At 34.5% G+C, this 11370-nt stretch carries 14 protein-coding genes; 12 read left to right on the top strand and 2 right to left on the bottom strand.

Features of this window, described 5'->3' with window-relative positions; translation table 11 throughout:
- Positions 1–86 precede the first annotated feature (86 nt).
- The 10 genes from EHC72_RS14825 (at position 87) to EHC72_RS14870 (ending at position 7920) form a co-directional block, all read left to right on the top strand.
- A complete protein-coding gene (locus tag EHC72_RS14825; RefSeq protein ID WP_131538499.1) occupies positions 87–1484 on the top strand; it encodes an anthranilate synthase component I family protein in 1398 nt (465 codons plus the stop codon).
- A gap of 26 nt (positions 1485–1510) precedes the next feature.
- On the top strand, positions 1511–2095 hold the full coding sequence (locus EHC72_RS14830) for an anthranilate synthase component II (protein ID WP_131538500.1): 585 nt from the start codon (positions 1511–1513) through the stop codon (positions 2093–2095).
- Between the two features lie 137 nt (positions 2096–2232).
- On the top strand, positions 2233–3015 hold the full coding sequence (gene trpC / locus EHC72_RS14835) for an indole-3-glycerol phosphate synthase TrpC (RefSeq protein ID WP_131538501.1): 783 nt from the start codon (positions 2233–2235) through the stop codon (positions 3013–3015).
- 99 nt (positions 3016–3114) lie between these two features.
- Complete coding sequence (locus EHC72_RS14840; RefSeq protein ID WP_131538502.1) at positions 3115–3582, top strand: hypothetical protein; 468 nt, start codon at positions 3115–3117, stop codon at positions 3580–3582.
- 236 nt (positions 3583–3818) lie between these two features.
- Positions 3819–5006: a GTPase HflX gene (gene hflX / locus EHC72_RS14845; protein ID WP_131538503.1), complete on the top strand. Its 1188-nt coding sequence runs from the start codon at positions 3819–3821 to the stop codon at positions 5004–5006.
- Between the two features lie 90 nt (positions 5007–5096).
- Entirely contained in the window at positions 5097–5474 is a 378-nt protein-coding gene (gene rbfA, locus EHC72_RS14850; RefSeq protein WP_131538504.1) for a 30S ribosome-binding factor RbfA, read from the top strand.
- 6 nt (positions 5475–5480) lie between these two features.
- A complete protein-coding gene (trhA, locus tag EHC72_RS14855; RefSeq protein WP_131538505.1) occupies positions 5481–6116 on the top strand; it encodes a PAQR family membrane homeostasis protein TrhA in 636 nt (211 codons plus the stop codon).
- Between the two features lie 4 nt (positions 6117–6120).
- On the top strand, positions 6121–6810 hold the full coding sequence (locus EHC72_RS14860) for a peptidoglycan DD-metalloendopeptidase family protein (RefSeq protein WP_131538506.1): 690 nt from the start codon (positions 6121–6123) through the stop codon (positions 6808–6810).
- A 60-nt stretch (positions 6811–6870) separates the two neighbouring features.
- Entirely contained in the window at positions 6871–7524 is a 654-nt protein-coding gene (locus tag EHC72_RS14865) for an energy transducer TonB (protein ID WP_131538507.1), read from the top strand.
- Positions 7525–7920, top strand: coding sequence for a hypothetical protein (locus EHC72_RS14870; RefSeq protein ID WP_131538508.1), 396 nt, complete (start codon positions 7525–7527; stop codon positions 7918–7920).
- Here EHC72_RS14870 and EHC72_RS14875 read toward each other — a convergent pair.
- Positions 7913–8779 (bottom strand): diacylglycerol/lipid kinase family protein, encoded by an 867-nt coding sequence (locus EHC72_RS14875; protein WP_131538509.1) that lies wholly within the window; start codon positions 8777–8779, stop codon positions 7913–7915. The two genes, EHC72_RS14870 and EHC72_RS14875, sit on opposite strands and share 8 nt — an antisense overlap.
- A 59-nt stretch (positions 8780–8838) precedes the next feature.
- Here EHC72_RS14875 and EHC72_RS14880 point away from each other — a divergent pair, with 59 nt between their 5' ends.
- Complete coding sequence (locus EHC72_RS14880) at positions 8839–9822, top strand: App1 family protein (RefSeq protein WP_131538510.1); 984 nt, start codon at positions 8839–8841, stop codon at positions 9820–9822.
- Positions 9823–9924: 102 nt separating this feature from the next.
- Here the strand turns inward: EHC72_RS14880 and EHC72_RS14885 are convergent, their stop codons facing one another.
- Complete coding sequence (locus EHC72_RS14885) at positions 9925–10293, bottom strand: YccF domain-containing protein (RefSeq protein ID WP_131538511.1); 369 nt, start codon at positions 10291–10293, stop codon at positions 9925–9927.
- A 106-nt stretch (positions 10294–10399) separates the two neighbouring features.
- On the opposite strand from EHC72_RS14885, the gene EHC72_RS14890 reads away from it, so the two are divergent.
- Positions 10400–10756 carry a hypothetical protein gene (locus tag EHC72_RS14890; protein WP_131538512.1) on the top strand — a complete coding sequence of 119 codons (357 nt, stop codon included), beginning with the start codon at positions 10400–10402 and terminating at the stop codon, positions 10754–10756.
- Positions 10757–11370: the final 614 nt, after the last annotated feature.

The raw sequence follows: 11370 nt of genomic DNA on the forward strand, positions 1-11370 counted from the left end.
TTACTTATAAAAATAATTGTAATAAATCCATTATTGCGAGGTGCTACCAAAATAAACTTCGTAATAATGATAATGATAAAAAGAAAATGTTTAAGATAAATACCACTTATAAAAAATTATTAGCCGATACCACAACGCCGGTAAGTATTTATTTGCGCCTTCGCGATGTTTATCCAAATAGTATTTTACTGGAAAGCTCGGATTACCACAGTCGCGAAAACTCCATGAGTTTTGTTTGCGCTGATCCCGTGGCCGGAATTATCCTTAAAAATAATAGATTAGAAACCTATTTTCCGGATGGAACAGTAGAAATTAAAGACAGCGAAAACTTAACTGAAGAAATTACTGCCTTTAAAAATAAATTTAAAGAAACAGAACTTCCAGAGATTAAGTTTATTTCTAGTGGATTGTTCGGTTATTTTACCTGGAATGCCGTACAACATTTCGAAGATATTAAGTTTCATTCTACAACCCCAGAGGGCGAAGAAATTCCAGAAATGCAATATCATCTGTATCGCTACATTATTGCAATAGACCATTTTAAAAACGAAATCACTTTATTTAAAAATACTTTTGAAGGTGAGGAAGAAGGTGGATTAGAAAAAATGGAGTACCTGATTCAGAATAAAAATTACCCTGAATATAAATTCCAAATTAGAGGCGAAGAAACTTCAAATTTAACTGATGAAGGGTTTATGCAATTGGTAGAAAAATTACAGAAACATATTTTCCGTGGTGATGTATTTCAAATTGTACCATCAAGAGCCTTTAAACAATCTTTTTCTGGTGATGAGTTTAATGTGTACCGCTGTTTACGTTCTATAAATCCATCGCCGTATTTATTTTATTTTGATTACGGTGATTTTAAATTGTTCGGTTCATCGCCCGAAGCACAAATCACTATAAAGAATAATACCGCTAATATTTTTCCTATTGCCGGAACGTTCAAACGTAGTGGAAACGATATTGAAGATGCAGAACAAGCCCGTAAGTTAGAGCAAGACCCAAAAGAAAGTGCCGAGCATGTGATGCTTGTAGATTTGGCCAGAAATGATTTAAGTAGACATTGCAACCGTGTAGAAGTTAAATCATTTAAAGAAGTTCAATACTATTCGCACCTAATCCATTTGGTAAGCAAGGTGAGTGGACATTTGCAAGAAGATGTAACTGCTTTTAAAGTGGTTGCAGATACCTACCCGGCAGGAACTTTGAGCGGTGCACCAAAATACAAAGCCATGCAGCTAATCGACGAAAACGAAAAACTTGGTCGTAATTTTTACGCGGGTGCAATTGGTTTTATGGGCTTTAACGAAGATTTTAATCATGCCATTATGATTAGAACATTTATGAGTAAAAATAACGAATTACATTACCGTGCAGGGGCAGGCATTGTTGCAGATTCGGTACCTGAAACAGAAATGCAAGAAGTAAATAATAAAATAGCTGCCTTACGTAAAGCTATAGAAATGGCCGAAGGAATATAGGTTAACAATTTTGAGTTAGAAATAAGATGGGAAATATAAATAATAAAACAGTTTTGGTAATTGATAACTACGATAGTTTTACCTATAACTTAGTTCATTTAATTAACGAAGTGGGTTACGAAGCCGTAGTTTGGAGAAACGATAAATTTAATATTGCCGATGTTGCGCAATACGATAAAATATTGCTCTCACCTGGGCCAGGTATCCCTGAAGAAGCTGGTTTATTACTTGATGTAATTAAAACTTATGCAGAAACTAAAAGTATTTTTGGTGTTTGTTTGGGTCAACAAGCTATTGCCGAAGTATTTGGAGGTAAACTTTTAAACCTTGGTAGGCCCATGCATGGCATTGCAACGCCTGTTACCGTGGTAGATGGCGATGAGTTTTTGTTTTGGGAATGCCCACAAACCATAAATGTAGGGCGTTACCACAGTTGGGTTGTAAGTAAAGATGACTTCCCTTCATGCTTAAAAATAACTGCACGAGATCATAAAAACGAAATTATGGCGCTAAGGCATGAAACTTTAGATGTAAGAGGAGTACAATTTCACCCAGAAAGTGTATTAACCGAACATGGTAAACAAATGATGGAAAACTGGTTAACAAACTAGTGATCTCTTTGCGTTATTGCGCAAGCAAAAGTCATTATGAAGCATCAAGCAATTTTTTAATGTGTTTTCATAATGATTGTATAAACAAATTAATTTGAGTGAATGCTGAAACGAGTTTCGCATGAACAATGGAAAATATGAATATTTTAGATAAAATCGTATTACGTAAAAAAGAAGAAGTTGCAAATGCAAAGCAGTTGGTGTCGGTAAAGGATTTAGAAAAATCAATTCACTTTAAGCGTAATCCATATTCTTTTAAGGATTTTTTATTGGCTGAAAATAGAACCGGAATTATTTCTGAGTTTAAACGTAGATCGCCATCAAAAGGGTTAATTAATGGTACTGCAGATGTTGCAGAAGTTACAAAAGCTTATAATACAGCAGGAGCATCAGCCTTATCTGTTTTAACGGATGTAGATTTTTTTGGTGGTAAAGCTGATGATTTACTAGCCGCAAGAGCCGCTAATGAAATTCCAATTCTTCGTAAGGATTTTATGATCGATGAATATCAAATTTTGGAAGCAAAAGCCTGGGGAGCAGATATTATTCTTTTAATTGCCGCTATTTTAACACCCAAGCAAATTATTGATTTTGGAACATTTGCACAAAATTTAGGTTTAAATGTTTTACTTGAAGTGCACAACCAGGAAGAGTTAGAAAGAAGTATTTGTCCTAAACTGGATGCAATTGGAGTAAACAATAGGAACCTTGCAGATTTTACGGTTGATATTCAAACTTCTTTCGATTTAGTAAATAAAATACCCGATCAATTTTTGAAAATTTCTGAAAGCGCAATTAGTGATCCAGCAACAATAAGAGATTTAAAATCAGCAGGTTTTAACGGTTTTTTAATAGGTGAAAACTTTATGAAAACAGATAGCCCAGGGTTGGCGATTAAAGAATTTGTTACAAAGATTTAGCCTTTTTTAAGGGCAAATGTCACGTTTTTGTAAGCCAATTGGCATAGTGTTTGTTTTGGGATTTTTTAGGTAACTAATTTTCTAACTAAAAAAAAATCTATGAAAAGATTCACAAAACAACTTTTATCACTTGCTTTTATTTTAAGCGTAACCCTTTTATTTTCTTGCAAAAAAGATAGCGATTCCCCAGAAAACCCTTCAGGCTCAGGCAAAAATGTTAAATTCACCATTACTGTTAATGGTATAACAGGTGAAGATTATGCTTCGTTTGTACTTGTTGGTGCCGATTATAAAAATAGTAAAACCGTTTGGAAGGTAAACGGCGTAACAAAAAACAATGAAACTGCAGTTAGTTTAGGTAAAGATGATTTTACCGGAACTACAAAAACCTACGTTATAGAATCTGTAATCCCATTAGATGTGGTAACAACCAGTATTCAATGTATTAATTTTGGTGGCGCTTATACCATGAGCTATAAAGCTGAAGTTAACGGTAAAGTAGTAACAGATGACCAAAATGTTACTGTAGATGTAAATAAAGACTACACACATAAATATGATTACTAAATCATAATATTATACTAAAAAAATGGCTGCCTGATTATGAGGCAGCCATTTTTTGTTTAATTTCAGTTCTAAACTGATTGCAAACGATTATAAATACAACGCAAAGCATCAAATCAGAAAACTTTTATCAATCTTATATAGTTTGTAATAGATAATTAAAATTATTAATCAGGCAGCATCCCGCATAGTATATATTCATTGGATGCGTTCGAGTTTTGTATATTTGCTCTAATTACATGGGAAAACAAAAATTTTATGATACTGCTATTAAGCAGGAACGGGCAATTTTAGTTGGCGTAGTAACGCCAGGAGAAAAGGATGCCCAAACAAAAGAATATTTAGATGAACTGGCTTTTTTAGTAGATACAGCCGGAGGAGTGGTGGAGAAGGTTTTTACACAAAAAATGTTGAGACCCGAAAGGGCAACCTTTGTGGGTACAGGAAAGCTTGAAGAAATTAAAGCTTATGTAAAATCAGAAGAAATTGATACCGTAATATTTGATGATGAATTATCACCATCGCAATTAAGAAATATTGAGCGTGAATTAGGTGCAAAGGTTTTAGATAGAAGTAACCTCATTTTAGATATTTTTGCCAACCGGGCACAAACAGCTCAGGCAAAAACGCAGGTAGAACTTGCACAATTGCAATATGTATTGCCTCGTTTAACAGGTATGTGGACGCACTTAGAGCGCCAAAAAGGTGGTATTGGTATGCGTGGCCCGGGTGAAACACAAATTGAAAGTGATAGAAGGATTATTTTAAATAAAATCTCCTTACTTAAAGAACGTCTTAAAAGTATAGATAAGCAAAACGAAACACAACGTAAAAATCGTGGCCAGTTAATACGCGTTGCATTAGTGGGTTACACCAATGTGGGCAAATCTACCATTATGAATATGTTGGCAAAATCAGAAGTGTTTGCAGAGAATAAATTATTTGCAACATTGGATACAACTGTTCGTAAGGTAGTGATTGATAATCTACCCTTTTTACTATCAGATACCGTTGGATTTATTCGCAAGTTACCTCACCATTTGGTAGAATGTTTTAAATCTACGTTGGATGAAGTTCGCGAAGCTGATATTTTAATTCACGTAGTTGATGTATCGCACCCAAATTTCGAAGATCAAATAAATACTGTTAATGAAACCTTGAAAGATATTGGTGCAATTGATAAAGATATGATCTTGGTTTTCAATAAAATCGATGCTTATGTTTCGCCAGAAGTAAATGATCCTGAAGATGACGGTAAATTGTCCCTTTCAGAATTTAAAAACAGCTGGATGAGTCATGATAAAATTCCGGTTCTATTTATCTCAGCCACCGAAAAGGAAAATATAGAAGAATTTAAGACATTATTGTACGATAAGGTTAAAGCAGCACATACAGCTAGGTATCCTTACGATAATTTGTTATATTAAATAAGTATTGTTGCGCCGAGTTTAGCAAGGCGAACAAATTAAACAGGTGATTTAATCTTCCAGAGATTTAAAACACACAAAAATAAAATTATGGAAAGTAAACGTCAGCAGAAATTTGCGGGAGTAATACAAGAGGAGTTAGCACAGATTTTTCAGCGAGAAGGAACTTCATTTTTACCAGATACACTAGTAACCATTACCCGGGTTCGGGTATCGCCAGATTTGGCTGTGGCGAAAGTTTATCTAAGCTTTTTCAATACTAATAACACCACATTATCGATTAATACGGTTAATGCACATGCCGGCGAAATCAGATATAAATTAGGTAGCCGCATCCGTCATCAGGTTCGGGTTATTCCAGAACTTACCTTTTTTGTTGATGATACCAACGAATATGTTGAACGTATGGACGATCTTTTCGAAAAGATTGCTAAAGAGCCAAGACAAAAAGAAGAAGATAACGAGTAGTATTTTGTGAGAAGCTTAAGAGAGCCAGTAAATTTCTTTACTCATTTTATACCGGCGTTAATTGCAATTCCGGCAGGTTATTTTTTGCTCCAAAAATGTACTACACCCATTGAATTTAGCGCTGCATGGATATATAGCATCGGTACGTTCATTCTATTTGGGGTAAGTTCCATGTATCATGGCTACCCAAATACCGAATATGGTATCCGTTTCTGGCAAAAGTTTGATCATTGCTGTATTTATTTAATGATAGCCGGCTCATACACCCCAACAGCTTTACTCGTTTTTGATGGTTGGCTAAGGTGGAGTTTGTTCGCAATTGTGTGGCTTATTGCTATTGTAGGGTGCTTACTTAAAATTTTTAACCGTTTAAAAAGTACCGTTATATCTTTAGCTATTTATATTTTAATGGGCTGCCTAATTGTACCCTTACTACAAAAAATGCTCGGTACGCTGCCAATAGGCGCTATTTTTTGGTTGCTAATTGGTGGTGTGTTTTATATTGGTGGTACTTATTATTACGCAAAAGATAAACCACTTTCAAAATATATGCACAGTCACGAACTTTGGCATTTGTTTGTAATCGGTGGCGCATTATCTCATTACATTTATAACTACGTTTATATTTTTAACATCGCTTAATTAAATGAACGATTTTCATAATTTAATAAAGAAACATGCAGCCTCTATTTGTAAAGTAGTTGATTTTGATGGATCAAAAGATCGGTTATTCCTATTAGATTTTACTGCTGCTAATACAGAATTAACAAATGAAATTTTGAATAATACCGATTTGTTTTCAAATTGGATTAACCAAAATCTAACCTCTAATAACGCTAAATATGGTATTGGAGGCTATAATGAGCATCGCACCATTTATTCAAGAAGCGAACATTTCAATACTGAAGAAGAACCTCGTCGTTTACATTTAGGCGTTGATATTTGGGCACCTACAGGCACTCCTATTTATAATTTTTATGCTGCTAAAGTTCATAGCTTTGCAAATAATAATCATTATGGAGATTACGGCGCAACTATCATTTTAGAATATAATATTGATGGCTTTCAGTTTTTCGCATTATACGGGCACTTAAGTTTAGCTTCGCTTGGTGAGCTTGAAGAAGGAAAATATATTCCTGCCGGACAAAAAATAGCTGAACTTGGCATTAATGAAGAAAACGGGAATTGGCCACCGCATTTACATTTTCAGATTATAAAAAATATGCAAGGACTAAAAGGTGATTATCCTGGTGTTTGTAAATTTACGGAGCGCAATAAATACCTTTCCAACTGCCCAAACCCGAATTCGATTTTAGAATATACTTTTAAAAATTAGCTATAAACACAGTTTTGTTTAATGTCATCTGCTTTCAGCCTTTTTACGTAAATTAGCTTAATGAAGAAGTTATTAACCCTTTGCTTAATTTTTTGCTGCACAGTGGCCATGGCACAATTGCAATTTAAAAATGGTAAGAATGGTTTTGCCAACTTCATAAAAGAGAATACAATTTACCCACGCTTTTCAAAATATAACTGCATTCAAGGTACTGTAAACGTAAGCTTTAAGCTCGATAATCAAGGAAATGTACGTTCATCAAAAGTAAATTCGGGCATTATTACCGAACTTAATGATGAAGCATTACGATTAATTCGCCTAAGTTCAGGTAAATGGAAAATCCCTGAAGGATACGATTCTACGGTAGTGGTAGTTGTTCCAGTTAACTTTAAATTATCTGGTTATGATTGCGACAATAAAAGTAATGCAGATATTCAAAATGCAATTACGGCATACCAAACAGATGAAAGATTAACGGATGTAGTTTTAAACTTTTATAAAAATGTCGATCAAGCCAAACCCGGACAAGAAATACAAATTTTAGCAATCAAAAAGCAATTAGGGATTGATGATGAATATTTGGACGATAGAATTAAGGATGGTTTGAAAAAAATAAAACAAGGAGATAAGTCTGGCGCTTGCGATGATTTCTTATTTGTTAAACACGTTGGAAGTAATAAAGCCGATCAATATATAGCCCAGTACTGTAAATAAATGAGATATACCATTAAATTTTTTGCCTTTTTAGATATCATTTCCATTGCGCTTTTAGGTAAGCAATTTTGGGAAATCATTACCCATCTCAACGAAATTCCACACGAAACACTTTCACAAGCAAAAGTTATTCTGATGCTTCCTTTATTCGCATCTCTTTTTATTTCAGCTGTAGGATTAATGCTGTTTAAAAAATTTGGCTTTATTGCCTATTACATTCAGTTTCCTTTTAGACTTGTAGTTTGGATATTTTCTATTGGTTTTATCACTTTCCTGCCCGAATATTTTAATCTTGGAGAACGTTGGTTCGATATTTTATTTAGAATATGCTTTATCGCAGAGTTCTTCAGGTTGTACTTTACAATTAAAATTCATAGAAAGTACTTGCTTAATTAATTTTGGGCACGATTACAGATATTGCTGCTGGTAAAATTTTAGCTTCAACAGTATTTATCTTTCCAATATATTCACCATCAACCTGAAAATGTGCTTTATGCCTGGAAGTAATTTTTACGGCAGAAGTTTGAAAAACCTCAATTTTCTTCGGATTAAAAGGCAGGTTGGTAACCCATATCTTTAAAATCTCTAGGTAAGAATAGTCCTTAACCAAAACCACTTCAAAAAGTTCATCGTCCAATTTGCCATCAGGATTTATTTTTAACCCCGTTCCGTACCTTGTCGCATTAGCAATAGCAACCATAGCTGCGGCCGATTTAACCTGCTCACCCTTTAAATTTAATTCAACATCCATCCTTTTATGGTTCCATAGTGCATGCCAGGTAGCTTTTGCATAGCCCCACATGCCCCGTTCTGATAAACTGTCAAACTTCTTAACCAAATAAGCATTGAAACCCAAATCAGAAAGATGTATGCACAATTCGTCATTTAGCTTTATAGCATGTATCTTTTGCTCAATGCCACTTTCTACCAAATCCAATGCCTGACTCAAGTCTGTCGGAATGCCCAATTCTTTTGCCATTCCATTAGCAGATCCTGCCGGGATAATCCCGATAGGAGTATCTGTTTTTAAAAGACATTCAGCTACCAATTTGAGTGTTCCATCGCCACCAACCGCAATTACACGATCAGCCTTTGCCTGCTTAATTTTTTCCTTAATTTTATCTATTGAACAATCCTCTGGCAATTCAAATAAATCTACAACAGTTTCCCGTTGCCTAAAATGATTAGAAATTAATGCTGTTAAATCTGTATTATGGCTGCCCGAACCCGGGTTTATGATGAATAATAATTTCATTTGGATAACCTGTTGTGGTACTTCCAAAACAACTTTGCACCAGGTCTGTTTTACTTATAATGAATAAAAAAGTAATTGTAAAGGTTTATCACGGTTATGGGCATAAGCAAAATCTGGTCGTTTATGGCCACGTTTTTAAGCAAAGGGCAAAAGCGGAGCAAATTTATAGCGATAATTTATGGGTTAATATTGTACATCTTTTTAAGCTCTTTATTTTGAAACCCTACCCATTTGTTCAGGTTCGATTACATTTTTTTAATCAAACAATTTACAATAAAACTGAAAACGATGGCTTTTTTAAATTCGAATGGGCAGCAGAGCAGGATGTTCCTGCAGGATGGCACAACGTACTTATAGAAGCACTTGATGATAAAAATGAAATCATAAATGTGGGCGAAGGCAAAGTTTATGTGCCCCACATTACCCAATACGCTTTTATTTCTGATGTAGATGATACTGTTATGGTTTCCCATTCTGCTACCATAGGCAGGAGATTGCGAGAGCTTTTTATTAAAAATCCCCGTACCCGAAAAACCTTCCCGCAGGTTGCAAGCCATTATCAGCAACTGGCTTTATCGCATACCCATAAAAATCAACCCAATCCATTTTTTTATGTAAGCAGCAGCGAATGGAATCTTTACGATTACTTAGTTGAAACATTTAGGTTTAATAAATTACCCGATGGCGCTTTTTTATTGAATCAAATTAAACGCTGGAAAGATTTATTTAGAACCGGCAAAACTGGTCATGAAGGAAAATTGCTGCGGGTAATGCGGATTCTTGACGCTTTTCCAAATCAGAAATTTATTTTCTTTGGAGATAATAGCCAGCAAGACCCTATCATATATAAAACTATAGTAGAAAAATATCCTGAAAATATAGAAGCAGTTTATATCCGTAACATTCGCCAGGAGAAAGAGAGTGATACTAAAATATTAATGGAGCAAATTGAATCTAAAAATGTAAAAACCTGTTTGTTTAATAATAGTGCCGAAGCAATTGAACATTCGAAAGCCATCGGTTTAATTCAAAAAGATTATTAGAAAAGCAAAGTCAATGCTTATTGGTCAAAGTAGCCCCGCCCTTTGCTTAATCCCGCTGAAAAATCGCGGATAACGCTGTCGGTCAGGTTTAAATAACAAAACTCAGCTTATTGATTTTCCGAAAGGCGTAAATGCTAAATTCATTAATTTAAAATGTTGGCGCCCAAAAGGGATTCCTATAATAGTAATACACAACAAAAGTCCAAATACCAAATGAGTTAATGCAATCCAAAATCCCCCAAAACATAACCATATAATATTCATAATGGTTGATAAACATCCAGTGTTTGATGATGTATCCCTAATTTTTACCCCAAAAGGTGCCAAACCAACTATTGCAAATTTAAAGCATTGTAAACCAAAAGGAATTCCAACAATAGTTAGACAGAGAATCAAGCCGCCGAAAATATATTCTAAAAAGATAAAGAAACCGCCAAAAATGATCCAGATAATATTGCCTATAAAATTCATGCTATGCTTTTATTTTAAGATCATCAAAGATTAATATTGTTACGGATGATATAAAAGTGATGCCAGATTATGTTTAACTTTAGTGTACACACAAAAAGAAACAAAAATGAAAAAAGTAATCCTTTTAGCAGCAATAGCTGCGTGCCTTGCATTTTCCAAAAGTAAGGCACAAACTGTAGGCGGTGTTCGTTTAAGTGATATTCAGTCTGAATACGTCGATGTTTCAGAGATGCGAGGTGCATTTGGAGGCAAAGTTTTTATTTTAGTAGAGCACGGACAAAAAATAGATTCATCCGATGATGCCTTAATTAGAGATGATAAAGAAAAAAAACTAGAATATAAATCTGCTTTAGATTTTATTAGTATTATGAAAAAGTACGGTTATGACCTTTTTCAGGTTTACGCAATAGGTTCTGATAAAGATATTAATGATCGCCATTATATCTTGAAAAAGAAAAGCTAGCATATATATAGTATGCACCTGAATAAATTTTAAACCAATTCAGGCGCTCTTTATAAATCTTTTTACTCCTTTTTTGCTTTTCTTGCATGAAAAAGCCAAGCCATATTAATTAAAAATCCCTTGTAGATTGCCCCAAACACCCATTGACTAAAAAAGTTTGGGGTTATGATTTATTTTTTGAGCTTGAAAACCATGCTGTTAGGATGTTTAGGTGAAATAAAGGGTTTGTTGGTTTTGCTGTTTTGAATAATTTTTCTACTTTTGCAACCCGCTTCGGAGGAAGAGGAATTGAGGAGAGTGGTTGAAAAGAGAGAGCGGCAATTATTTTCAAATAAAAGTTGCGATTGAATAAAAGATTGCTACCTTTGCAGCCCGGTTCGGAAGGACGGGAAGCAGGGCGAAAAGGTGAAGAGAGATTAGAATTGAAGGAATGGGAAAAACGGGGTTTAAGAAAGCTTTAAGCGAACTAAACCGGTAAAACAAAAGAAAAAAAAAGATTTTATTTTTCTTGCGGATTAAAAAAGTTTTTCTACCTTTGCAATCCCAAACGGAAACGAAGGGATCCAGAAGCAGCGGATGTTGCGGAAGGGAATAAAAAAAGATTGAAATAAACG

It is taken from the genome of Pedobacter nototheniae, assembly GCF_004335085.1.
GTDB lineage: Bacteria > Bacteroidota > Bacteroidia > Sphingobacteriales > Sphingobacteriaceae > Pedobacter > Pedobacter nototheniae.

What these genes read in the sequence shown, in the direction of transcription:
- EHC72_RS14875 (WP_131538509.1), bottom strand. Translation starts at nt 8,779, where the DNA reads ATGAAATTATTATTCATCATAAACCCGGGTTCGGGCAGCCATAATACA.
- hflX (WP_131538503.1), top strand. Translation starts at nt 3,819, where the DNA reads ATGGGAAAACAAAAATTTTATGATACTGCTATTAAGCAGGAACGGGCA.
- EHC72_RS14825 (WP_131538499.1), top strand. Translation starts at nt 87, where the DNA reads ATGTTTAAGATAAATACCACTTATAAAAAATTATTAGCCGATACCACA.
- EHC72_RS14860 (WP_131538506.1), top strand. Translation starts at nt 6,121, where the DNA reads ATGAACGATTTTCATAATTTAATAAAGAAACATGCAGCCTCTATTTGT.
- rbfA (WP_131538504.1), top strand. Translation starts at nt 5,097, where the DNA reads ATGGAAAGTAAACGTCAGCAGAAATTTGCGGGAGTAATACAAGAGGAG.
- EHC72_RS14840 (WP_131538502.1), top strand. Translation starts at nt 3,115, where the DNA reads ATGAAAAGATTCACAAAACAACTTTTATCACTTGCTTTTATTTTAAGC.
- EHC72_RS14890 (WP_131538512.1), top strand. Translation starts at nt 10,400, where the DNA reads ATGAAAAAAGTAATCCTTTTAGCAGCAATAGCTGCGTGCCTTGCATTT.
- EHC72_RS14885 (WP_131538511.1), bottom strand. Translation starts at nt 10,293, where the DNA reads ATGAATTTTATAGGCAATATTATCTGGATCATTTTTGGCGGTTTCTTT.
- trpC (WP_131538501.1), top strand. Translation starts at nt 2,233, where the DNA reads ATGAATATTTTAGATAAAATCGTATTACGTAAAAAAGAAGAAGTTGCA.
- EHC72_RS14865 (WP_131538507.1), top strand. Translation starts at nt 6,871, where the DNA reads ATGAAGAAGTTATTAACCCTTTGCTTAATTTTTTGCTGCACAGTGGCC.
- EHC72_RS14880 (WP_131538510.1), top strand. Translation starts at nt 8,839, where the DNA reads ATGAATAAAAAAGTAATTGTAAAGGTTTATCACGGTTATGGGCATAAG.
- EHC72_RS14870 (WP_131538508.1), top strand. Translation starts at nt 7,525, where the DNA reads ATGAGATATACCATTAAATTTTTTGCCTTTTTAGATATCATTTCCATT.
- EHC72_RS14830 (WP_131538500.1), top strand. Translation starts at nt 1,511, where the DNA reads ATGGGAAATATAAATAATAAAACAGTTTTGGTAATTGATAACTACGAT.